General features: G+C 46.2%; 20 protein-coding genes. 7 read left to right on the top strand and 13 right to left on the bottom strand.

What is annotated here, in order from left to right; all coding sequences use genetic code 11:
- Positions 1 to 22: 22 nt before the first annotated feature.
- Together AC9UC2_RS00825 and AC9UC2_RS00830 are read right to left on the bottom strand one after the other, a co-directional pair.
- Positions 23 to 2,305 carry a sodium-translocating pyrophosphatase gene (locus tag AC9UC2_RS00825; RefSeq protein WP_509524113.1) on the bottom strand — a complete coding sequence of 761 codons (2,283 nt, stop codon included), beginning with the start codon at positions 2,303 to 2,305 and terminating at the stop codon, positions 23 to 25.
- Between the two features lie 91 nt (positions 2,306 to 2,396).
- The gene (locus AC9UC2_RS00830) at positions 2,397 to 3,566 is read right to left on the bottom strand and encodes an MFS transporter (RefSeq protein WP_509524116.1); all 1,170 of its coding nucleotides are present in this window, start codon (positions 3,564 to 3,566) and stop codon (positions 2,397 to 2,399) included.
- 47 nt (positions 3,567 to 3,613) lie between these two features.
- Here AC9UC2_RS00830 and AC9UC2_RS00835 point away from each other — a divergent pair, with 47 nt between their 5' ends.
- Positions 3,614 to 4,987 (top strand): GH1 family beta-glucosidase, encoded by a 1,374-nt coding sequence (locus AC9UC2_RS00835; protein WP_509524118.1) that lies wholly within the window; start codon positions 3,614 to 3,616, stop codon positions 4,985 to 4,987.
- On the opposite strand, the gene AC9UC2_RS00840 is transcribed toward AC9UC2_RS00835, so the two are convergent.
- The 3 genes from AC9UC2_RS00840 to AC9UC2_RS00850 form a co-directional block, all read right to left on the bottom strand.
- Complete coding sequence (locus AC9UC2_RS00840) at positions 4,980 to 5,900, bottom strand: carbohydrate ABC transporter permease (protein WP_509524121.1); 921 nt, start codon at positions 5,898 to 5,900, stop codon at positions 4,980 to 4,982. The genes AC9UC2_RS00835 and AC9UC2_RS00840 overlap by 8 nt on opposite strands.
- Positions 5,897 to 6,877 carry a carbohydrate ABC transporter permease gene (locus AC9UC2_RS00845; protein ID WP_509524123.1) on the bottom strand — a complete coding sequence of 327 codons (981 nt, stop codon included), beginning with the start codon at positions 6,875 to 6,877 and terminating at the stop codon, positions 5,897 to 5,899. Before AC9UC2_RS00845 ends, AC9UC2_RS00840 begins: the two co-directional genes overlap by 4 nt.
- Positions 6,878 to 6,980: 103 nt before the next feature.
- Positions 6,981 to 8,300, bottom strand: a complete 1,320-nt coding sequence (locus AC9UC2_RS00850) for an ABC transporter substrate-binding protein (RefSeq protein ID WP_509524126.1) — start codon at positions 8,298 to 8,300, stop codon at positions 6,981 to 6,983.
- A gap of 173 nt (positions 8,301 to 8,473) precedes the next feature.
- Here AC9UC2_RS00850 and AC9UC2_RS00855 point away from each other — a divergent pair, with 173 nt between their 5' ends.
- A complete protein-coding gene (locus AC9UC2_RS00855; protein ID WP_509524128.1) occupies positions 8,474 to 9,124 on the top strand; it encodes a DedA family protein in 651 nt (216 codons plus the stop codon).
- Here the strand turns inward: AC9UC2_RS00855 and pyrE are convergent.
- Entirely contained in the window at positions 9,100 to 9,633 is a 534-nt protein-coding gene (pyrE, locus tag AC9UC2_RS00860; RefSeq protein WP_509524131.1) for an orotate phosphoribosyltransferase, read from the bottom strand. The two genes, AC9UC2_RS00855 and pyrE, sit on opposite strands and share 25 nt — an antisense overlap.
- Positions 9,634 to 9,677: 44 nt before the next feature.
- Between pyrE and AC9UC2_RS00865 the strand changes: the two genes are divergently transcribed.
- Positions 9,678 to 10,976, top strand: coding sequence for a DUF1800 domain-containing protein (locus tag AC9UC2_RS00865; protein ID WP_509524134.1), 1,299 nt, complete (start codon positions 9,678 to 9,680; stop codon positions 10,974 to 10,976).
- A 9-nt stretch (positions 10,977 to 10,985) separates the two neighbouring features.
- Positions 10,986 to 12,215 carry a DUF1501 domain-containing protein gene (locus tag AC9UC2_RS00870; RefSeq protein WP_509524136.1) on the top strand — a complete coding sequence of 410 codons (1,230 nt, stop codon included), beginning with the start codon at positions 10,986 to 10,988 and terminating at the stop codon, positions 12,213 to 12,215.
- On the opposite strand, the gene AC9UC2_RS00875 is transcribed toward AC9UC2_RS00870, so the two are convergent.
- From AC9UC2_RS00875 to dnaK, 4 genes are read right to left on the bottom strand one after another with little or no spacing between them, the layout of a single operon-like run.
- Positions 12,216 to 12,602, bottom strand: coding sequence for a heat shock protein transcriptional repressor HspR (locus AC9UC2_RS00875; protein ID WP_509524139.1), 387 nt, complete (start codon positions 12,600 to 12,602; stop codon positions 12,216 to 12,218).
- Positions 12,599 to 13,522 carry a DnaJ C-terminal domain-containing protein gene (locus AC9UC2_RS00880; protein ID WP_509524141.1) on the bottom strand — a complete coding sequence of 308 codons (924 nt, stop codon included), beginning with the start codon at positions 13,520 to 13,522 and terminating at the stop codon, positions 12,599 to 12,601. Before AC9UC2_RS00880 ends, AC9UC2_RS00875 begins: the two co-directional genes overlap by 4 nt.
- Positions 13,523 to 13,527: 5 nt before the next feature.
- Complete coding sequence (gene grpE / locus AC9UC2_RS00885) at positions 13,528 to 14,010, bottom strand: nucleotide exchange factor GrpE (RefSeq protein WP_509524144.1); 483 nt, start codon at positions 14,008 to 14,010, stop codon at positions 13,528 to 13,530.
- Entirely contained in the window at positions 14,007 to 15,833 is a 1,827-nt protein-coding gene (gene dnaK, locus AC9UC2_RS00890; protein ID WP_509524146.1) for a molecular chaperone DnaK, read from the bottom strand. The genes grpE and dnaK overlap by 4 nt, the downstream gene beginning before the upstream one ends.
- 164 nt (positions 15,834 to 15,997) lie before the next feature.
- Here dnaK and AC9UC2_RS00895 point away from each other — a divergent pair, with 164 nt between their 5' ends.
- Genes AC9UC2_RS00895 through AC9UC2_RS00905 form a run of 3 tightly spaced genes read left to right on the top strand, consistent with a single transcriptional unit; the run spans position 15,998 to position 20,268 of the window.
- Positions 15,998 to 18,043 (top strand): (Fe-S)-binding protein, encoded by a 2,046-nt coding sequence (locus AC9UC2_RS00895; protein ID WP_509524149.1) that lies wholly within the window; start codon positions 15,998 to 16,000, stop codon positions 18,041 to 18,043.
- 56 nt (positions 18,044 to 18,099) lie between these two features.
- Positions 18,100 to 18,813, top strand: a complete 714-nt coding sequence (locus AC9UC2_RS00900; protein ID WP_509524152.1) for a response regulator transcription factor — start codon at positions 18,100 to 18,102, stop codon at positions 18,811 to 18,813.
- 3 nt (positions 18,814 to 18,816) lie between these two features.
- Positions 18,817 to 20,268 carry a sensor histidine kinase gene (locus AC9UC2_RS00905; protein ID WP_509524155.1) on the top strand — a complete coding sequence of 484 codons (1,452 nt, stop codon included), beginning with the start codon at positions 18,817 to 18,819 and terminating at the stop codon, positions 20,266 to 20,268.
- An 11-nt stretch (positions 20,269 to 20,279) separates the two neighbouring features.
- Here AC9UC2_RS00905 and AC9UC2_RS00910 read toward each other — a convergent pair whose 3' ends face one another.
- The 3 genes from AC9UC2_RS00910 to dcd are packed head-to-tail and all read right to left on the bottom strand — an operon-like array spanning position 20,280 to position 22,355.
- Positions 20,280 to 21,170, bottom strand: a complete 891-nt coding sequence (locus AC9UC2_RS00910; RefSeq protein WP_509524157.1) for a M48 family metallopeptidase — start codon at positions 21,168 to 21,170, stop codon at positions 20,280 to 20,282.
- Between the two features lie 9 nt (positions 21,171 to 21,179).
- A complete protein-coding gene (locus AC9UC2_RS00915) occupies positions 21,180 to 21,734 on the bottom strand; it encodes a LemA family protein (RefSeq protein ID WP_509524159.1) in 555 nt (184 codons plus the stop codon).
- A gap of 42 nt (positions 21,735 to 21,776) precedes the next feature.
- Complete coding sequence (gene dcd / locus AC9UC2_RS00920; RefSeq protein WP_509524161.1) at positions 21,777 to 22,355, bottom strand: dCTP deaminase; 579 nt, start codon at positions 22,353 to 22,355, stop codon at positions 21,777 to 21,779.
- Positions 22,356 to 22,381: the final 26 nt, after the last annotated feature.

Raw genomic sequence — 22,381 nt, forward strand, 5'->3', positions numbered from 1 at the left:
AGAGAAGGGGAAGTTCTTCTACTTAGACGCTAATAGATGTTGCTTGACGACGGTTACGAATAAGCGCACCAATGATTACTGCGACTGCTCCCAGTGAAATCAGTGTGCTTGTTGTTCCTCCATCGCCAAGTGCCAAAGCAACGATTGCAGGTGTAATTAACAGCGCTACAAGGTTCATAACCTTGATAAGTGGGTTAATTGCAGGACCTGCTGTGTCCTTGAATGGATCTCCAACTGTGTCGCCAACGATTGTTGCTGCGTGTGCATCAGAGTTCTTTCCACCATGGTGACCATCTTCAACCATCTTCTTAGCGTTATCCCAAGCTCCACCTGAGTTAGAAAGGAATACCGCCATCAAAGTTCCGGTACCAATTGCACCGGCAAGGTAGGCACCAAGTGCGCCAACTCCAAGACCGAAACCAACGGCGATTGGTGCCATAACAGCGAGCAATCCTGGTGTAACAAGTTCACGTAGTGAATCACGAGTACAGATATCAACTACGCGTGCGTAATCTGGCTTCTCTGTTCCCTTCATGATTCCTGGGTGTAAGCGGAATTGTTCGCGAACTTCGACAACAACTGCGCCAGCTGCGCGTGATACCGCGTTCACTGCAAGACCTGAGAACAAGAACACAACTGCTGCTCCGATAATCAAACCAACCAAGTTACGAGGATCTGCAACATCTAGAACTCCTTGGAACTGCAAGCCAACTTCTGCTGCAGTCTTACCTGCATCGATAACTGCGGTCTTGATTGCATCGGTGAATGCACCGAACAACGCGGTTGCTGCAAGTACTGCGGTTGCGATTGCAATTCCCTTAGTGATCGCCTTAGTTGTGTTACCAACTGCGTCAAGGCTTGTAAGGATCTCTGCGCCTTCGCCATCAACATCGCCTGACATTTCAGCAACGCCTTGTGCGTTATCTGAAATCGGACCGAATGTATCCATCGCAACGATTACACCAACAGTTGTTAGCAAACCTGTTCCAGCTAGTGCAATTGCAAGGAGAGAAAGAACAATGCTTCCACCACCGAGCAAGAAGGCACCGAATACTGCACCTGCGATTAGCAGTGCTGAATAAACCGCTGATTCAAAACCAACTGAGATACCAGCCAAAATTACCGTTGCTGCACCTGTTTCAGATGAGGCTGCGACATCATTTACTGGACGCTTTCCGGTCTCAGTAAAGTAGCCGGTAAGTATCTGAATTGCTGCAGCTAATGCGATACCGATCAATACTGCGCCAAGTGCAAGAACGCGTGGGTTGGTATCTCCCGCTGCTGCAACTGCTTCGGCTGAAAGACCTGTCATCAACTTGAAGTCAGATGGTAGGTAAGTAAATGTTGCAAGCGCAGTTAGACCTGCAGAAATAATCGCTGACAAGAAGAATGAGCGGTTAATCGCTGTCATTGCTGACTTATCAGTGCTGCGCAATTTGGTTAGGAAGATTCCGATAACAGCTGTAACTGTTCCGATTGCTGGAACGATCAATGGGTAAACAAGACCTGCATCACCAAATGCAGCCTTACCAAGGATCAATGCTGCAACAAGTGTTACTGCATAAGATTCGAACAAGTCTGCAGCCATACCAGCACAGTCACCAACGTTGTCTCCTACGTTGTCTGCAATTGTTGCTGCGTTGCGTGGGTCATCTTCTGGAATGTGCTTTTCAACTTTACCAACAAGGTCAGCTCCGACATCTGCTGCCTTAGTAAAGATTCCGCCACCGACGCGCATGAACATTGCGAGCATCGCTGCGCCGAAACCAAAGCCTTCAAGAACTGCTGGTGCGTTTTCGCGATAGATGATTACAACAAGGGATGCGCCGATTAGGCCCAAACCAACAGTTGTCATACCAACGACACCACCTGTACGAAATGCGATCTGTACTGCCTTTTCGCCATCCTTGTTACGAGCTGCATCTGCAACGCGAACATTTGCGCGAACTGCAAGCCACATGCCGTTGTATCCAACCAATGCAGAAAATGCTGCACCGAGTAAGAAGAAGATTGAGCGGCCGATGCGAATTTCAGCATCACCAGGAAGTGCGAACAAAAGGAAAAATACGATTACAACAAAGAATGACAAGGTGCGGAACTGGCGAGCTAAGAACGCAGCTGCACCTTCCTGAATCGCTTCGGCAATTTCGCGCATCTTTGGCGTGCCATCACTAGCTGCCAAAACTTGGGCGCGTAGGCCGTAGGCGATTGCGAGCGCGGCTAGGGAAATTCCTAGAACGACATAGACCAGGGTTAAGTTGGATCCAGTAACAGTGACCGGTGATACGGTGCTCAAAGCACGCATAGGTTCTCCTCCGTTGGAGTTAGAAGCGCCCAGTGGAGGCGCAAGACTGACGAAGTGTAAGTCAGGAAGCCCCGTTTAGGGCAAATTACACTTATCTATTACGCGTTAAAACGGGGCGAGAACCCAGGGCCATAATCAGGGCCAGGACCGCTGGAACCAGCATCGCCCAGCGAAGGCCGATGGCATCACCCAGGAAGCCCAGGGTTGGCGGGCCGACCAGGAAGCCGAAGTATGCGATGCCTGAAACCATGGCGACGCCTTCAGATGGGGCGAACTGGCCTTCAAATCTGGTCTTGGCAATTTCGCCAGCTTGACTAAACAACATTGGAATCACGATTGATAATCCGATTCCAGCTGCAAGCCAACCGAAGATAACTCCGCCGATTCCACCAACTAATAATCCGCCACCTAAACCAATACCTGCGATTAATCCGCCACCAACAATTAAGTTCATTGGGCCGTACTTGCTCGCAGCGCGATCGCCAAATAAACGACCGATCACCATTGCTGCGGAGAAACAAATGTATGGCAAGGTAGAAATAAATGGAGTTGCATCAAAGGTATCGCGAGCAAGGATTGCGCCCCAGTCACCAGCAGAGCCTTCGCCAATTGCTGCACATGTTCCGAGCAAACCAACAATTAAGAAGATCTTTGGTTTCTTAATTTCCTTCTTACCTTCAACAGCATGCTTATCTAAATCTGCCGGCAGGAACATTGAGCGAACAGAAAAGTTTGCAAGAAGAATTAGAATTGAGAGAGTTACACATTGGGCCATAATTGAAATCTTTTGCTGTGCGAAGATGCCGCCAATTACACCACCAGCTAGTGCGCCCATGGAAAAAGTGGCATGGAAGGTACTCATGTATCGCTTATCTGCTTCATGCTCTAAAACAATGGCGTGCGAATTCATGGCAACATCTTGTGTAGATAAACATGCGCCAAAGACAATAAAGGTTAAACAAAGAGCGGCATAGTTTAAAACTGGTCCAACTAACAACAGCGAAAGCCCTAATGCATATGTTGCATAATAAGTAACTGGTGCGCTGCCGCGCTTAGCTGATTGCCTGCCAGAAAAACCCAACCCAATTAATACGCCAACTGCGATACATAACAACGCCACACCTAATGCGCTGTTTGAGATATCTAATTGTTTTTTGAAGTCAGGAACACGTGCGTAAAAAGCACCAACTGTTGCTCCATTGATAACGAAGGCGGTGGTAATTGCTATGCGGGCACGCGAATACCGGCGTAATTGGCTCATTTCGGGAGTTTACTGACATATTCCCACGTTGCCCATAGGCTTATCGCATGGCTAATTTTCCAAAGGATTTCATCTGGGGTGCTGCAACATCTTCATATCAAATTGAAGGTGCAGCCAATGTTGATGGACGTGGTCCATCGATTTGGGACACATTTTGTAAAACTCCGGGCAAGGTAGCAAAGGGTGACACCGGTGATGTGGCTAATGATCACTATCACCGTTACCCAGAAGATATTGCAATCATGAAAGAGCTTGGCCTGCAGGGATACCGTTTTTCTTTTGCTTGGTCACGTATGTTTCCAAAGGGTGATGGCGTCCGCGAAGAACGTGGTTTTGATTTTTACGATTGCTTAATTGATGGCTTGCTTGAAGCCGGTATCGAACCGCTAGCAACTTTGTATCACTGGGATTTGCCACAAGCTTTGCAAGATAAAGGTGGTTGGGTAAACCGCGATATCGTCAATTACTTTGCGGATTATTCAACGGCGGTTGTAGAACGTTTTGGCGATCGTGTTAAGAAGTTTTCACCGATCAATGAACCATGGGTGGTTGCGTGGTTAGGTCATGGAATCGGAATCCATGCACCAGGAATCTTGGATCGTCGCGCATCCTTTGCTGCGGCTCACCACACAGTGCTGACACATGCTGCATCGACTAACGCAATGCGCGCGGTACGCAGCGACATTTTGACTGGACCTGTTTTGAATCAAGCTAACCATGTTCCAGATGACATCAACGATCCTGCCCAAGCTCATGCGGCAGCAATTGGAGATGCGCATCAAAACCGTTTCTGGATGGATGCGATTATGTATGGCACCTATCCACAAATTTTGATTGATTCGTACGGTGATGAGCTGACATCAGTCATCAAAGATGGCGATATGCAGGCAGCACAAGTTAAAAATGATTTCATCGGAATTAACTACTATTTTGATAATCGCATCGGTAAATCCTTGGGTGGCAAGCCTGAATGGCACTCTATTTCAGGGCTTTTTGATTTAGATATCGATGAGACACCACGTGGTCCGTTAACCGATATGGGTTGGCCGCTAACACCTGGTGGACTTGAAAATCTGCTGGTGCGTTGGCACAAAGAGCATCGCGACAAATTGCCACCGTTGTTTATTACTGAAAATGGTGTTGCCTACGATGAAGGTCCAGATGCTTCTGGTCGTGTTGCAGATCAACGTCGTATCGATTACTTACAAACACATTTGAAAGCTGTTTCTAATGCGATTGCACAAGGCTCACCGGTTAAGGGTTATTACCAATGGTCGTTAATGGATAACTTCGAATGGGCACTTGGTTATGACAAGCGTTTTGGAATTGTCCATGTTGATTTTGAAACGCAAAAGCGAATCATCAAAGATTCTGGTTATTGGTACCGCGAACAGATTAAAAACAACGGGCAGGCTATTTAACGCTGCCCGCAAGAAGTCCGCGGACGAAGTAACGCTGCAATGAGAAGAAGACGATTAGCGGAATCGCAATAGTGATAAAGGCACCCGCAGATAGTTGCGTGTAACCAGACCCGTATTGACCAACTAGTGATGCCAACTTGCTGTTAATTGGTGCAACTTCTTCGGTACCTGATGCAAAAGTAAGTGCAACAAGTAAGTCGTTCCATACCCACAAGAACTGGAAGATTGCAATTGATGCGATTCCAGGAATTGATAGCGGCAAAACGATGCGGCGGAAAATAGTGAAATGGTTTGCGCCATCAACGTGGGCAGCTTCCATTAAATCTCGTGGCAAGTTAGAAATAAAGTTGTGCAATAAGTAGATAGCAAGTGGCAGAGCAAACATTGTGTGAGGCAACCAAATACCTGCGAAATCTCCGGCGATACCTAGCGCTGGGAAGATCTGTACTGAACCAATGTGCGCACCGCCCGTGAATAGCAAAAGCAATGGAACTAATGACATCTGTAAAGGCACGATTTGCAGAGCAAAAATAGAGAAAAACAGGAAGTTGCTGCCGCGGAAGCGAATCCACGCCAAGGCGTAGGCAGCCATCGTTGCGATAACAATCGGGAAGATTGTTGCAGGCAAAGTGATAACAATTGAGTTGATGAAGTAAGGAAGTACACCTGTACTTAGCGAGGCAGTTCCATCACCCAAGAAGACACCTTTGTAGTTTTCAAGAGTGAAGTCCGGGTTGAGCAGTGATGTCCACCAAGCTTCATTCAGAATCTTTTCATTGGTCTTGAAGGAGGTAACCAGCAAACCAAGGGTCGGAACAGTCCAAATAATGGTTATAACCCAAACAACTGTCGTTGCGATCTTGCTTGAGAAAATCTTGCGACCAGGATTGTGCTCTGCGAGTTTTTTACTCAATTGTGTGCACGCTCCTTTCGCAATGATTGAATGTTGTAGATCAGAATTGGTGTCACCAAGACGAAAAGAACTACAGCTAGCGCTGAACCTTTACCTTGATCAAATTGAACAAATGTTTGTGAATACATTTCGTTTGCAAGCACGTTGGTACTGAAATTTCCACCGGTCATCGTGCGAACAATGTCGAAAACCTTAAGCGCGCCAACAACACCGGTTGCAAGAACCACGATGAAAGTTCCTTTAACCATTGGAAAAGTGATGTTGCGGAATAAACGCCACCCATGTGCGCCATCGAGTGCAGATGCTTCGACGATATCTGCCGGTACACCTTTAATTGCTGCTGACAAGATCACCATTCCGAATCCCATTTGAGTCCAGACATAAATGATCATTAACAAGAAAGTATTAAGTGGCTTTGAAAGCATCCAATCACTTGGCGTCATTCCGAAGAATTGAACTATCGCGCTTAGTAAACCGATTTGCACATCACCTGGCTCATTAAATTCGTAAACGAACTTGAAGATGATTGATGCGCCCACAAATGAGATCGCCATCGGCATAAAAAGCAATGATTTCGGTATGGATTCATGCTTAATTCGATCAAGCATGATTGCAAGTAGTAGACCAAGAGCTGCGGTAAACAAAGGAACAACCAAGATCCATAAAACGGTGTTGACCATAATGACTTTAATGTTTGGATCTTCGAGCATCCATTGGTAATTACCTAACCCAATAAATTCATTTGAATCTGGGTTCATAAAACTAAAAAGAATTGTTCGGATACCTGGAATTACAAGTCCAGCAAGAAGTAAAACAAGTGCGGGTCCCAATAAAACAACTAAGGCGATAGGACGAGCTTTTTTACCATTTGCACGACCGGCAATTGCGAAGAGCACTGCAAGCACCACAAAGAAGGCACCGATTGCAGTAAAGACAGAGGTGAACTTAGGAACATTGTCTGTCAGGAACTGTGACATCTTCTTCGTTCACCTTTCTACTTATTTGAATTGTTTGGAAGTGTAAGTGCGGAGGAGGCCACCCGTAAAGGTGACCTCCTCCGTTATTACCTAGTTGCGCTTATTAGCTCTTAGGCCATGAAGCGTCGATTGCCTTTACAACATCAGCAATTGACTTGCCTTCACCGAACCATGCAGTGAATTCACGCCACATTGAACCTGCACCGACAGCAGCTGGCATTAAGTCAGATGCGTCGAATCCAAATGTTGACTTTGGATTTGCTAGGTATGTTGCTGACAACTTGTCTACCTGGTTCTTGTAAGCAGCTAGAGGTACACCGCTGTTTGCAGAGATCCAGTTATCAAGCTGTACGCGTGATGTAGCAAATGTTGCTGATGAAAGGTAAGCCTGTACTGCCTGTACTTCTGGACGTGATGAGAAAGCTGCTGTGAACTCTCCACCACCAACAACAGGAACAGTTACCTTTGAATTTGTAGCTGGTAGGTAGAACGCAAATGCATCACCTGTTGGTGAGATTGTTGCGCCTGATTCAGCAATGATGTTTCCGTAGAAAGAAGCCTGCTGAAGCATCATGCAACCCTTACCGCCAGGAATATCCTTACCTGCATCCTGGAATGTTGTTGTTGCAATTCCCTTAACGTTACCGACCCACTTTGGATTCTGCATCCATGATGCAACCTTCTCCATTGATGAAACGATGCGTGGATCTGAGAACTTAATCTTGTGGCTTACCCAGTTGTTGTAAACAGTTGAACCATGATCGCGTAGAACAATCTGCTCTACCCAGTCAGTTGCAGGCCATCCTGTTGCTCCACCAGAACCTAGACCACCGCAGAATGCTGTCTTGCCATCTGCTGCCATCTTGTCTGCAAGTGCAATCATTTGATCCCATGTTGTAGGAACTGTGTAACCAGCTGCCTTAAATTGCTTTGGTGAGTACCAAACAAGTGACTTCATGTTTGATCCGAATGGTGCAGCATAGAACTTACCCTTTACGGTTCCGTATGCCTTCCATGACTTAGACCAGAACTTGTCAACGTTTGCTACAACAGCGCGTGGAGCTGTCTTTACTTTGCCTGTTTCAACAAGCTTTGCAAGAAGTCCTGGCTGTGGGATGAAAGCTAGATCTGGTGCGTTGTTACCCTTTACGCGAACTGGTAGCAATGCTTCGAACTGGTTTGATCCTTCGATCTTGATCTTTACACCTGTGCATGTTGTGAAATCTTTCCATGCTGACTGAAGTGTTGTTAATTCTGGTTCAAGAATTGAAGTAAAGATTGTTACTGTCTTGCCCTTTAGTCCCTTGTAGCCTGTGAATGGATCACAGTTAACTGCAGCTGTTGCTGAAGTTGTTGTTACAAGTGAAGCTACAAGAGAAAGAGCAGCTGCAGCAGTTACTGCAAGAAGACCTTTTCTTTTCATTTTTATCCTTAAGGGGTCAGCGGTCCGGGTTCCATCTGAAACCCGCGTCCCGTGGTGGGGCAATTCTCGTATTAGCCCTTGTCAGGGGCAAGGTAGAGGGCATGTAAAAGGTATGTATAACTACAACGATTTGGTAACTCGGGCACAGCCTGAGCGTGGGATAGCCTGACCGTATGAACCTCTTGGATGCCAACTCCGTTGTCTCAACGCTGGGCTTAATTGGCGTCCTTGGAATCATTTTTATGGAGACCGGCCTGCTTATTGGTTTGGTTTTCCCGGGCGGCGAAGTTGTTTTCTTAGCCGGTATCGCAGCATCTGGATCAGGGGCTGCAGCGTTGGGGGATGCAAAGCTTTCAACACCGCTTTTGTTTACCTTGGCACCAATTGCAGCCATCGTTGGCGGCGAAGTTGGTTATTGGTTTGGAAAAAAGTTTGGACGGCCATTTTTTGATCGACCAGAAAGTCGCTTCTTTAATCAGAAGATGGTTCATAAGGTTGAAAAGTATTTGGCCACATACGGACCACGTAAGGCTCTGGTTTTTGGTCGCTTTATTCCATTTGCTCGTACTTTGATTAACCCAGTGTGCGGTGTTGCTAATTTAGAGCGTAGATTATTTTCAACTTGGAACGCAATTGGTGCGATTATTTGGACCCAGGTTGCAATGGGAATTGGTTACTTCTTAGGTGATGTCTTTGAAGAACAAGGGCATTATTTATTGATGTTAATTGTTGGATTAATTGTTGCCGGAAGTTTGATTCCGTTGGCTCTTGAAATATTTAAAGAGCGCCAATCAAAGCATTACAAGCCTAAATCAGATAACTGATAAGCGGCGCGGTATTCATACCCTGCCTCTTTGATTTTTGGTTCTGCGCCGCGTTCCACAATTACTGCAACACCAACAACAATTGCCCCGGCTTCAACAAGTGCTTCAACCGCGGTAAGAACTGAATCGCCTGTTGTTGAAGTATCTTCAACTGCTAACACGCGCTTGCCCTTTACATCTGGGCCTTCGATGCGACGTTGTAAACCGTGTGCTTTTTCTGCTTTGCGAACAACAAATGAATCAATCTTCTTTCCTTGACTTGCGGCAACGTGCATCATCGCGGTTGCAACTGGGTCGGCACCTAGTGTTAATCCGCCAACTGCTTCGTAATCAAGATCTTTAGTTAACTCCAACATCACTTGGCCAACCAGTGGAGCAGCAACTGAATCAAGCGTCACGCGGCGCAGATCTACGTAGTAATCAGCTTCTTTACCGCTAGAAAGAATGACCTTGCCGTGTACGACTGCTTTAGTAAGGATCTGTTCTCTGAGTGTTTCGCGTGAATTCATAGGGAAACTGTACCGCGGGTGAAATACGGGTTTACCCTCATCGCATGAACTCTCAGAACCTAGAAATCTCGCGGTTATTCCACCGCTTTGGTTTTGGGCCGCGCCCTGGTGAATATGCGCAAGCTTTAACAGATGGTGTTGAGGCAACCCGAACAAAGTTGTTAACGGTTCCAGCTGTTGATGCAGGATTAGCAAAAGTTGTGGAACCAGAGATAACTGATTTAGGTCCACGACCTAAGCCAAATACAAAAGAGGTTGTTCCTTTCGCAATCGCAATGCGTTATCAAACACAGCAAATGCTTGTGTGGTGGCTAGATCGCATGGCATTGGCCGATAACGGTTTAACCGAGAAAATGACCTGGTTCTGGCATGGTCACTGGGCAACATCAGTTGATAAATTGAATTATCCGCTACCAATGTTTAAGCAGAATAAAACTTTACGCACTTACTGCCTTGGAAATTTCAAAGATATGACTCGGGCTATGGTTAATGATGGTGCGTTGCAGTTTTGGTTGGATGGACAGGACAATACGGTTAAAGCACCTAATGAAAACTTGGGTCGCGAATTAATGGAGTTATTTACTTTAGGTGTCGGTCGTTATACCGAAGATGATGTTAAAAGTATTTCTCGGGTCTTAACTGGTTATCAAGTTGTTCGCAGCAATGGAAATGTCACAATAAATCAAAACCGTCGTGACAAGAATCCAGTTACTTTGCTTGGAACTACAGAAGTCTTTACTGGAGACTCTTTGGCAGATTTCTTAGTTGCACGCGATGACAGCGCTCAATTTATTGCTGAACGTTTATGGTACCGATTTATGTCAAGCACAGAAGATATGCCGACGAACTTTGTTGCAAAGAGCGCATTTAATAATCGTGATATTTCTGCAGCGGTTACTGCAATGGCTCGCGATGCTGCAATGCGTGATGAAAAGTATGCGATGGTTAAATCACCTGTTGAATGGTTTATTTCTGCTTGCCGCGCTTTGGAACTAACACCATCTGCATTAAAGACACCTGCACAGATGATTAACTTCTTAGAAAAGCTTGGCCAGGTACCGTTTTCACCGCCAAATGTGGGCGGTTGGCCCGCTGGTGAAGCCTGGTTATCGTCAGCAACTGCGCAGTATCGACTCTCTTTTGCAACATGGTTAGTTAAGCAAAGTGATCTACGAGTTTTGAAATCGCTAACACCTGCTCAACGCATGATCCAGAGCGCGGATTGGCTAGGTGTTCCTGAATGGAGTCCACGAACAAAAGCTGCTTTGCGTGGCGCCCAAGCAGATCCAGCACAATTTGCCTTGTTGGCTTTGTGTAGTCCTGAATACATAGTGAGTGCATAGGAGACAACCATGGATACCGTCACTCGTAGAAAGTTTTTAAAGCTGACTTCTGGCGCTGTTGCAGTTGGTGCTGCAGCTCCGCTACTTAGCATTGATCAAATTGCGCAAGCTGCTATCGATCGTCCACTACCTGCAAATACTCCAATTCTTGTGGTTGTAACTTTGTATGGTGGTAATGATGGTTTAAATACTGTTGTTCCATATACAGATCCGATTTATTACTCTTTACGCCCCGAGATTTCATACTCTGCAGACAAGGTATTGCCACTTGATGCAGAACTTGCATTAAATCCTGCGATGAAGGGTTTAAAGAGTTTGTGGGATCAAAAGAAGGTTGCAATTGTTCGCGGTGTTGGTTATCCAAATCCTGATCGTTCGCACTTTTCATCAATGGCAAAGTGGCAAACCGCATCACCTGCAAAACACATCAACACTGGCTGGCTAGGTCGCTGGGTTGATACACAAAGTTCTGATCCCATGCTTGCAATCTCTTTAGGTTCTGTTTTGCCTCCGATGCTGGCTGGTGCCAAGCGCAGCGGTTCGGCATTGCCACTCGGCGGATTAGTTATTCCCAAGGGAGCTTTTGCTAATCAATGCATGCAGCTATCAAAGACTTCAAATAAGGATTCAAAGTTGATGGCAGCTGCTGCAACTTCAATGCGCAATTTGTTTAGCGTTTCAACCAATGTGCAGCCGGTACTAAGAGCCCCCGCACCTGTTGATCCAGATCTGCCAACAACTAATGGTGGAAACGCTGGCGGAGATAGTAATTTGGCCCAACAGCTAGATGTGGTTGCAAAGTTAATTGCTGCAGGATCGCCAACAAAGGTGTGGTCGGTTTCTTTAGGTGGCTTTGATACCCACGCTAATGAAGCAAATGCACAAGCGGAACTGCTTGGCGTTGTTTCTGATTCTTTGACACGTTTTATGGGTCAGTTAAAGACAACCACCCGTAGCAATGATGTAACGATCATGATTTATAGCGAATTTGGTCGTCGCGTTGTAGGTAATGGATCGCAAGGAACAGATCACGGCACATCAGGACCAATGTTTTTGATTGGAAATTCAGTCAAGGGCGGTTTCTACGGAGAACAGCCATCACTAAAGAATTTGTATAAGGATGATTTAGCGGTGACTACAGATTTCCGTGATGTCTATGCAACGGTTATTGAAAAGATTTTGAAATCTCCGGTAGAACCAACCCTGGGTAAATGGTCGGGCCGAATTAACTTCTTGTAATTACTTATCTTCTTTGTAAATAATTACTTCGCTCTTGCTTCGGGTAGCCAAACCTTTTGGTGGGTTTTGTTCTAACAACGCATTTACTTCGATTCGAAGTTGAGCAACTTCTACTGCCATGTTGGCCATCGCAGATTCCAGTTCGATAATTCGCTTGATACCGGCGTGATTGATTCCTTCACCAACTAGCTTTTGAACTGCCCGCAGCAATGCTATGTCGCGCAGTGAATAACGACGGTTGCGTCCTTCAGTGCGAGATGGTGAGACTAAACCTAACTTGTCGTATTGACGCAGCGTTTGCGGATGCATTCCTGAAATTTCAGCGGCAACTGAAATGACATAAACACCAGCATCATCATCTGGTTGGTTCTTGTCTACATCGCTCATATTTTTGCCTTATTAACAAAATCGACGCGAACATCTTCGGTGGCAGTTTCTTCAGCAAATTTCTTTAACGCCTCAAGTGCTTTTCCATCAACACGTTGTGGCACTTGGACTTCTACTGTTACCAATAAGTCGCCTGTAGTACTGCCTTTAGTGACCCCGCGGCCCTTTACGCGCAAAGTGCGTCCAGTTGGTGTGCCTGGTGCAATACGAACAGTTACATCATCACCAGACAATGTCGGAACTTTTATGTCGGCGCCAAGAGCAGCTTCAGTAAATGTAACGGGCAAAGTCAGCGTTAAGTTTTCACCTTTTCGTCCAAAGATTGGGTGCGGCTTAACATGTAATTGAATAAACAAATCTCCTGGTCCTGCTTCACCGGGTGATCCTTTACCTTTCATGCGAATCTTTGCGCCATCGTTAACACCTGCTGGCACACGCGCAGAAATGTTTTGTGACTGTCCACGATCCATTCCTAAACGCAGTTCAAGGGTTGTTCCAAATACTGATTCGCGGAAAGAAATTGTTGCCTCGGTTTGTAAATCTTGTCCCTTGCGCGGTCCGCGACGTCCACCAGCACCACCAAACAGGTTTGCAAAAATGTCTTGTGGGTTTCCAGAACCAAAGATGTCACCGAAATCTCCACCTTGGAAACCACCACCTGTTGGTGCACGAAAACCGCCTTTTGCAAACAAGGAACGCGCTTCATCGTATTCAGCACGCTTTTTAGGATCAGACAAAATTTCATAGGCTTCAGAAACCGCCTTGAACTGTTCTTCCTTTGCGACATCACCTTTTGTTTTATCTGGGTGCAGATCCCGCGCCATAGCGCGATACTTCTTTTTGATTTCATCGGCGGGCGCCTTCTTATCTACTCCAAGGACTTTATAAAAGTCCTTTTCATATAGATCTTTGGCCGCCATTTAATTTACGCTCCTGTTGCTGGATCTGTTACAGCTACACGCGCAGGGCGCAAAATGCGCTCTTTGTACTTGTAACCAGGTTGCAAAATCTTTGATGCAGTTGCAACAGCAACTTCTGCTGATTCATCATGCATAAGTGCCTCGTGGATCTGGGGATCAAAGGCTTCGCCTTCGGTGCCGTACTTTTCTAGGCCAATGCGTGAAGTTATTGAATTTAGCTGATCTGCTACCGCTTTAAAGCCGCCAGTTAGCTCGCCATGTTGTTCTGCGCGATCAACATCATCGAGCAGGGCGAGTAGTTCGGTAAGGACTGCGCCCACTGCGCTTTCATGTGCAACTGCGCGATCGCGTTCTACGCGCTTTCGGTAATTTGCATACTCGGCCTGCAAGCGTTGTAAGTCCGCAGTAAGTGTTGCAACCGGGTCAGTTTCCTGACCCGGTTCAACCACTACATCTTCTACAACTTCTTCAGTTGTATTTTCGGTCACTTACTGTCTTCCTCGATGACTTCTGCATCTTCAACGCCATCTTCGGCAGGTGCTGCTTCACCTTCAGCTGCACCGGCTGCATACAACGCTGCACCTAATGCTTGGCTAACAGTTGCAACCTTTTCAGTTGCAGATTTGATCATCTCGTAGTTTGAACCACCAAGTGCGGTCTTAAGTTCAGCAAGCGCGGCTTCTGTTTCTGTCTTCTTTTCAGCTGCTTCACCTTGTGACAGTTTTTCTTCATTGTCCTTGATGAACTTTTCAGTTGAATACAGAAGTGAATCTCCGGCGTTGCGGATCTCTGCTTCTTCCTTGCGCTGACGATCTTCTTCAGCGTGTGATTCAGCATCGGCCATCATGCGCTCGATTTCTTCCTTAGATAATGCAGATCCACCAGTGATGGTCATGCTCTGCTCTTTACCTGTTCCAAGATCCTTTGCAGATACATGAACGATTCCGTTTGCATCAATATCAAAGGTAACTTCAATTTGTGGAACTCCACGTGGTGCAGGTGGAAGACCTGTTAGTTCAAACATTCCAAGCTTCTTGTTGTAAGCGGCCATTTCGCGCTCACCTTGGTATGCCTGAATCTGCACAGCTGGCTGATTGTCATCAGCAGTTGTAAACACTTCGCTGCGCTTTGTAGGAATAGTTGTGTTTCGCTCGATCAAACGTGTCATCACGCCACCCTTGGTTTCGATACCAAGAGATAGCGGAGTAACGTCTAGGAGCAATACATCCTTAACTTCACCCTTTAAAACACCAGCTTGAAGCGATGCTCCGACTGCAACAACTTCGTCAGGGTTAACACCCTTGTTTGGCTCCTTGCCGCCAGTAAGTTCTTTTACTAATTCAACTACTGCTGGCATACGCGTTGATCCACCAACTAGTACGACTGAATGAATGTTTGCAATTGGAATTCCAGCATCCTTTAGAACTGCTTGGAAAGGCTTCTTGCAACGCTCTAGCAGAGAAGAAGTTAACTGCTGGAACTGCGCGCGCGTAATTGTTTCATCCAAGAACAGTGGATTCTTTTCAGCATCTACTGTGATGTATGGCAAATTAACTGATGCAGATTGTGATGACGATAATTCGATCTTTGCTTTTTCAGCAGCCTCACGAACACGTTGCATCGCCATCTTGTCTTTAGTTAAATCAATTCCGTTTGCAGCACCAAAAGTTTGTACTAAGTGATCAACAAGTGCTTGATCCCAGTCATCTCCACCAAGGTTGTTATCGCCATTAGTTGCCTTAACTTCAACAACACCATCGCCGATTTCTAGAAGTGAAACGTCAAATGTTCCACCACCAAGGTCGAATACAAGAATTGTTTGTTCTTTGTCGGCCTTATCAAGACCGTATGCGAGCGCTGCAGCAGTTGGCTCGTTGATGATACGAAGAACATTTAGACCTGCGATTTCGCCAGCTTCTTTAGTTGCTTGGCGTTGCGCGTCATTGAAGTAAGCAGGTACGGTAATTACTGCGTCCGTAACTGTTTCACCCAAATATGCTTCTGCATCGCGCTTTAGCTTTTGCAGAACGCGTGCTGAAATTTCTTGTGATGTGTACTTTTTGCCATCGATATCGATAGTCCAGTTAGTACCCATGTGACGCTTTACGGAACGGATTGTGCGTTCAACGTTTGTCACTGATTGACGCTTGGCAACCTCACCAACAAGGACTTCGCCGTTTTTAGCAAAAGCCACGATCGATGGGGTTGTACGTGCGCCTTCCGCGTTGGCGATAACTGTTGGCTCGCCACCTTCAAGAACGGATACGCAGCTGTTAGTTGTACCGAGGTCGATTCCGACTGCTCTAGCCATTGTGTGTGCTCCTTTTGTCCCGCTCGAGCCTGATTTAGGGTCGAGGATTGCTGAACCTGAGTCGATCATACCCAAAAGGTTGAGTCGTCGCGACTCAGGTTTCTATCTGGTTGAACACACAACCCCTGCTCTTTATTCCTTAACTCGCTGGCTAGCCTTACCCCATGAACTTCACGCTCGCCGCGATCTCGTATGGCATCACCGTTGTTGCCCTAGTCCTCTTAGCTGTTCGCACCAAGAAGCTGATTGGGATCTATAAGAAGGGCCAACCAGATTCAACGCGTGGCAATGACAAGGCGCAGCGTTTCAAGATGGCGTTCGGAGAAATCTTTGGTCACACAAAGATGTTTAACTTTTCAGTAGTTGGATTAGCGCACTGGTTTGTGATGATCGGTTTCTTTGTTTTATTTGGAACTTTGGTTACGGCGTACGGCCAATTGATTGATCCACGTTTTGCGCTGCCAGTCATCGGACATTTCTGGGTTTATGAATACATCACTGAATTAATTGCGTGGGCAACAGGTATTGGAATCGTTGCGCTGATTGGAATTCGCCAAGTAACGCTGCGCAAAAATAAGCGTTCACGTTTTGCCGGTTCTGGCAACGGTAAGGCGTATTACGTCGAAGCCACAATTTTGCTTATTGTTTTTTGTGTAATCGCATTGCGCGGACTTGAAGGTGCGTTATCTGATTACACATCCTGGAACCGTCATTTCATTACAACCTGGTTTATCGCTGCGATGTTTAAGTCAATGACTCTTGGTCAACTTGAATCATGGATTCAGATCATTGCCACAATCAAGATCGTTGGTTCGATGGCTTGGTTTATCGTCATTGCATCAAATCTGACCATGGGAATTGCTTGGCACCGTTTCTTGGCACCGTTCAATATCTTTTTCCGTCGCAACGCAGATGGAAAATCATCACTTGGCGCCCTGCCAGTAATGATGTCGCACGGTAAAGAAATTGATTTTGAAGATCCAAAAGAAGATGATGTCTTTGGTCTTGGAACACGCGCAGACATTTCTTGGAAGGGTCTGTTGGATATGTCCACATGTACCGAATGTGGTCGTTGCCAATCCCAGTGCCCTGCTTGGCATACCGAAAAACGATTGTCACCAAAGCTTTTAATCATGGCTATGCGTGATCACGCTTTTGCAAAGACCGTAGAAAATGAAGCTTTGGTTGGTGAAAATTCACCAATTAGTTTGGATGTTTTGTGGTCTTGTACAACATGTGGTGCATGTGTGAACGAATGCCCAGTTGATATCGAACATGTTGATCACATTGTTAACATGCGTCGCTTTCAGGTTCTTGTTGAATCAGAATTTCCGTCAGAACTTGGTGGCACTTTTAGAAATCTAGAAAAGGCCGGTAACCCATGGGGTGCAAACCGCGCTGACCGCGAAGCATGGATTGCTGAATGTGATTTCCCAGTAAATGTTATTGAAGGCGAACTTCCTGAAGATGTCGAATACTTGTTCTGGGTTGGTTGCGCTGGTGCTTATGAAGAACGTGCGAAGAAGACAACTAAAGCCGTGGCAGAACTTTTGTACATGGCCGGAGTTAATTTTGCAGTTCTTGGTAAGAAAGAAACCTGTACTGGCGATCCTGCACGTCGTGCTGGTAATGAGTTCCTGTATCAAATTCTTTCGCGGGAAAACATTGAAACCTTTAAAGAAACTTTCGGTGATCGACCAAAGGGTAAGAAGAAAGTTGTTGTTACCTGCCCACATTGCTTTACAACAATTGGTCGCGATTACGGTCAGCAAGGCTACGAACTTGAAATGGTTCACCACACTCAGCTGCTCAACCAGTTGCTTCGCGAAAAGCGTTTGTTGCCGATCAAGATGTCTCATACTGCAATGACTTTCCATGATCCTTGTTATCTGGGTCGTCACAATGAGATTTATCAACCACCACGTGAAATTCTTGAAGCAACCGGTGTTGAACTAACTGAAATGCCACGTAACAAGGAAAGATCATTTTGTTGTGGCGCAGGTGGCGGACGTATGTGGATGGAAGAAAAAATTGGCACACGCATCAACATCAATCGTGTTGAAGAAGCGATCGCAACGGGTGCAACTGAACTGGCTGTGGCCTGTCCTTTCTGCCGTGTGATGACTAGCGATGGAATGAATGCCAAGGAGTCTTCCGTTGAAGTCTTAGATGTTGCGCAGGTTTTACTGCGCTCAGTCAAGGAAAACTAAGCGTAAATACGACCCATTCTCAGGTAAGACTCAGGCTGTGAGAGCATTCTCTGGTCATGACTACAACACTAGACAAGAACAGCCAGCGCATTCTCGTTGTTGATGACGAAGCAAGCATCAGCGAACTGATTTCTACAAGCCTGCGTTTTGTGGGCTTTGATGTCCGCACTGCGGCCAATGGTGCAGAAGCACTACGTGTAGCTGAAGATTTTAAGCCACATGCAATGGTTCTTGATGTGATGTTGCCTGATCTTGATGGTTTTGAAGTGTGCAAGAAGATTCGTAATGAAGGTGTTGATACAGGAGTTCTGTTTTTAACCGCCAAAGATGGCATGGATGACAAAGTTAAGGGTTTAACTCTTGGCGGCGATGATTACATGACTAAGCCATTTTCATTAGAAGAACTTGTTGCACGTTTGCGCGCACTTCTCCGTCGCACAGGTGTGGATTCAATTGATATCGATGATGAAAAGATGCGCTTTGCAGATCTAGAACTTGATGAGGCAACTCACGAAGTTCGTCGTGCAGGCGAGCTATTAGATCTTTCGCCTACTGAATTTGCGTTGCTACGTTATTTAATTATTAACGCTGATCGCGTTGTATCAAAGGCACAGATCCTTGATCACGTATGGCAGTACGACTTCCGTGGCGACATGGGAATTGTTGAAACTTATATTTCATATCTGCGCAAGAAGGTTGATGCCTTTGAACCGCCACTAATTCACACAGTTCGTGGAGTTGGTTACCGATTGCGGATGCCGCCTAAGTAGTCAATGAGATCCAGAACCTTACGAACAGATTGGGCGAATTCAAGTCTTCGGAATCGTTTAACGATCGGAGTGCTCGTTCTTTCTGCGATTGGGTTCGTAGGTGCAGGTGTTGGAGCTCAAGCGTTACTTCGTGATTATTTAATTAATCAAGTAGATGACCAGCTGCTTAGCGTTGTTGGTGGTGTTGCGGAGCGTCTAGACCGTGCCGGAATTGCAGATGACGGCGATCAAGATAGTCAGCGCTCGGCGCAAGCAATTACTCCGCTTAATCGCGTTCCAACATCAACATCGGTAACGGTGCTAGATCCATTTGGAAACCTAATTGGCGGTATTGGTGGTGACTTTAACTCCAATGAAATCACTGATTATGTGAAGGGTTTGCTGCCTGGGCAGGTCGAAGCCTACGGAAGTAAACCATTTACTATCCAAGCACCTGGTCCAGATTTTCGTGTTGCAACCACAGTTTTACCATCTTCTTTAGGGTCGGTAATTGTTGCTCAATCATTAGCTGATTTTGATAAGACAACTAGGCAAATTGGTTCTGTATTTTTGATTATCGGAAGCTTGGTGCTAATTTTTATTGCTTTCGCATCTCGTCAAGTAATTAAAGTTGGTATGCGCCCGCTGCAAAGAATTGAGGAAACCGCTGAAAAGATTGCTGCGGGGGATTTATCCGCGCGTCTTGACAACTTTGAACCCGACACCGAAGTTGGCCGCTTGAGTACTTCTCTTAATACAATGCTTTCGCGCATTGAAGAGGCTTTCGATGCACGCATGCAAAGTGAAGACAAACTACGTCGCTTTGTTGCAGATGCCAGCCACGAGCTGCGCACGCCATTAACTGCGATCCGCGGTTTTGCTGAACTACATCGACAAGGCGCAGTTCCTGACGGTGAAAAAACAAATGAATTGATTTCCCGCATTGAAAAAGAATCGATGCGCATGGGTTACCTTGTAGAAGATTTGTTGATGTTGGCACGCATGGATCAATCCCGTGAACTTGTTATTGCAGATGTAAATTTGAGCGAATTAGTGCAAGAGGCGGTCACATCGGCGCAAGCTGCAGGACCTGACCACGTAATTACAACAAGTATTGCAAGTGGTGTTGTGACTAAGGGTGATGCCGACAAGATTTATCAGGTAGTTACAAACCTTTTAGCTAACGCACGTGCACATACACCTGCAGGTACAGCGATTAACGTTTCGGTTTCAAAAGCTGGTGTTGATTCACTTGTCACTATTGCTGATAACGGTCCTGGGTTATCTGCCCAAGATCAAGCTCGCATCTTTGAACGTTTTTACCGTGTTGATGCTTCACGCCAACGCAACAGTAAAGATGGAAGCGGTTTAGGGCTTTCGATTGTTGATGCAGTTATGCGGGCCCACGGCGGCGAAGTAACTGTGGCTTCAGAGCTTGGAAAAGGCGCAGCTTTTACGCTGCATTTCAAAAACTAACGCAGAACTAATCAGCCCAGCGATTCCATAGATTTTAGAACGGCGATACGTTCTTGAATTGGTGGGTGCGTAGAAAACATCTTGGATACTGATTTTGAATCCAGCGGTGATTCAATCCAAATGTGTGCAACTGCAGTAGATCGTTGTCGCACAACAGTTGAATCTGCCGCCAATACCTCTAGCGCAGAACGCAAGCCTGCAGGGTTTCTCGTAAAGGAAACCGCGGTTGCATCAGCTAGTGATTCACGCTTACGCGAGATTGCAGATTTGAGCAAAACTGCGGCAAGTGGCGCCATAATCAAAATAACCAGTGACAGGACCAAGGCAATTGGGTTGGCGTTGTTGTTATCTCGGCGGCCACCAAAAAACATCATTCGTGCCAACACATCAGAAACAATGGCAATGGCTCCGGCTGTTGTTGCAGCAACCGCGCTTACCAAGGTGTCGCGGTTAGCAACATGTGCAAGCTCGTGGGCGATAACGCCCTGCAATTGATCGCGATCCATGACATCTAAAATTCCGGTAGTAAATGCAATCAACGCATGGTCTGGGTCGCGTCCAGTGGCAAATGCATTGGGTGCATCATCAATAACGATGGCAACCTTTGGCATTGGTAAACCCGAAGCAATGATTACTTCATGGATTAAATCAAATAACTTTGGATTATCTGATTCTTGAATCAACTTAGCACCAGTCATTGTTAACACTAATTTGTCAGAGCCATAGTAAGAGCCCCACACTGAAATTAATGAAATACCCACTGCAATAGGAACAATGCCCGCACCTGTTCCGCCAAAGTATGAAAGCGCGGCGTAGACAACACACCACATCAATACGCCCATACCCATGAGCAGACCAATTGTTTTGCGGCGGTTAGCCGCTTGCATTGTTCTAAAGTTCATTTGGTTGGCTTAGTTGAAAGAAACGTTTGGAACGTTACGATCTTGTGGATCTTCAACTTCATAGAATTCGCGCTCTGAAACCTTGGCAAAGCCAGCAAAGAAGCTGCTCGGGATGGTTTTAACCGCAGTGTTAAGCGAGCGCACATTGTCATTGTAGAACTGACGAGAAAATGCAACTTTGTTTTCAGTTGTTGCAAGCTCTTCTTGTAATGACAAAAAGTTTGTTGATGCCTTTAGATCTGGGTATGCCTCGGCAACTGCCAACAAACCACGCAATGCTTGCGTCAACATTCCATCAGCGGCTGCAGTGTCTGCAACGGTGGTTGCAGTTGTTGCCTTTGCGCGCGCAGTTACGACTGCGTCAAAAGTTGATTGTTCATGTGCTGCATATCCCTTAACGGTTTCAACCAAGTTAGGGATTAAGTCAGCACGACGCTTTAGTTGGACTTCAATCTGTGCCCATGCCTCATCAACTGTGATGTTTAAAGTAATCAGGCGGTTGTATTGCGAGATAAAAAAGACAGCGATAAGAGCAATAACTGCTAAACCAATGATGAGTTCCATACCTAATTAAACCGCGCTTTCTGCGGGTTCATTCCCGCGGGATTAGTTTATTTTCGAACGGTGGAAGTTTAAGAATGAACGGCTTGGTGTTGGTCCGCGCTGTCCTTGGTAGCGTGAACCATATTTCTCGCTGCCGTAAGGATGCTCAGCGGGAGATGAGAGTTTGATGAGACACAACTGACCGATCTTCATGCCAGCAAACAATTTGACCGGCAAGTTTGCAACATTTGAAAGCTCAAGGGTGATGTGTCCGCTAAAGCCTGGGTCAATAAAACCGGCGGTGCTGTGTGTTAGCAAACCTAGGCGGCCCAAAGAAGACTTTCCTTCTAGGCGTCCTGCGATGTCATCGGGCAAAGTGATTACTTCGTAGGTGCTTGCTAAAACAAATTCACCTGGGTGCAAGATAAATGGTTCGTCTCCGTCAGCAACAACTTCGCGGGTTAGCTCTGGTTGTTCAATGGACGGATCGATCACGCTGTACTTGTGGTTTTCAAAAACACGGAAGTACTTGTCCAGGCGCACATCAACCGATGATGGCTGGATCATCGCCTCATGGAATGGCTCGCAGCCAACTCGGCCAGCTGCTATTTCTGCGCGGATATCGCGATCGCTAAGTAACACGCCCGTGAGCCTATAGGAATCTGCGC

Source organism: Candidatus Planktophila sp., assembly GCF_036734405.1.
Classification (GTDB): Bacteria; Actinomycetota; Actinomycetes; order Nanopelagicales; family Nanopelagicaceae; genus Planktophila.

Bases quoted from the DNA above. Each gene is read 5' to 3' on its own strand.
- AC9UC2_RS00825 (WP_509524113.1), bottom strand. From the start codon at position 2,305: ATGCGTGCTTTGAGCACCGTATCACCGGTCACTGTTACTGGATCCAAC.
- dnaK (WP_509524146.1), bottom strand. From the start codon at position 15,833: ATGGCTAGAGCAGTCGGAATCGACCTCGGTACAACTAACAGCTGCGTA.
- AC9UC2_RS00855 (WP_509524128.1), top strand. From the start codon at position 8,474: ATGAACCTCTTGGATGCCAACTCCGTTGTCTCAACGCTGGGCTTAATT.
- AC9UC2_RS00910 (WP_509524157.1), bottom strand. From the start codon at position 21,170: ATGAACTTTAGAACAATGCAAGCGGCTAACCGCCGCAAAACAATTGGT.
- AC9UC2_RS00880 (WP_509524141.1), bottom strand. From the start codon at position 13,522: ATGGCGGCCAAAGATCTATATGAAAAGGACTTTTATAAAGTCCTTGGA.
- AC9UC2_RS00900 (WP_509524152.1), top strand. From the start codon at position 18,100: ATGACTACAACACTAGACAAGAACAGCCAGCGCATTCTCGTTGTTGAT.
- AC9UC2_RS00850 (WP_509524126.1), bottom strand. From the start codon at position 8,300: ATGAAAAGAAAAGGTCTTCTTGCAGTAACTGCTGCAGCTGCTCTTTCT.
- AC9UC2_RS00875 (WP_509524139.1), bottom strand. From the start codon at position 12,602: ATGAGCGATGTAGACAAGAACCAACCAGATGATGATGCTGGTGTTTAT.
- AC9UC2_RS00830 (WP_509524116.1), bottom strand. From the start codon at position 3,566: ATGAGCCAATTACGCCGGTATTCGCGTGCCCGCATAGCAATTACCACC.
- AC9UC2_RS00905 (WP_509524155.1), top strand. From the start codon at position 18,817: ATGAGATCCAGAACCTTACGAACAGATTGGGCGAATTCAAGTCTTCGG.
- AC9UC2_RS00895 (WP_509524149.1), top strand. From the start codon at position 15,998: ATGAACTTCACGCTCGCCGCGATCTCGTATGGCATCACCGTTGTTGCC.
- AC9UC2_RS00845 (WP_509524123.1), bottom strand. From the start codon at position 6,877: ATGTCACAGTTCCTGACAGACAATGTTCCTAAGTTCACCTCTGTCTTT.
- AC9UC2_RS00915 (WP_509524159.1), bottom strand. From the start codon at position 21,734: ATGGAACTCATCATTGGTTTAGCAGTTATTGCTCTTATCGCTGTCTTT.
- pyrE (WP_509524131.1), bottom strand. From the start codon at position 9,633: ATGAATTCACGCGAAACACTCAGAGAACAGATCCTTACTAAAGCAGTC.
- AC9UC2_RS00835 (WP_509524118.1), top strand. From the start codon at position 3,614: ATGGCTAATTTTCCAAAGGATTTCATCTGGGGTGCTGCAACATCTTCA.
- AC9UC2_RS00870 (WP_509524136.1), top strand. From the start codon at position 10,986: ATGGATACCGTCACTCGTAGAAAGTTTTTAAAGCTGACTTCTGGCGCT.
- AC9UC2_RS00865 (WP_509524134.1), top strand. From the start codon at position 9,678: ATGAACTCTCAGAACCTAGAAATCTCGCGGTTATTCCACCGCTTTGGT.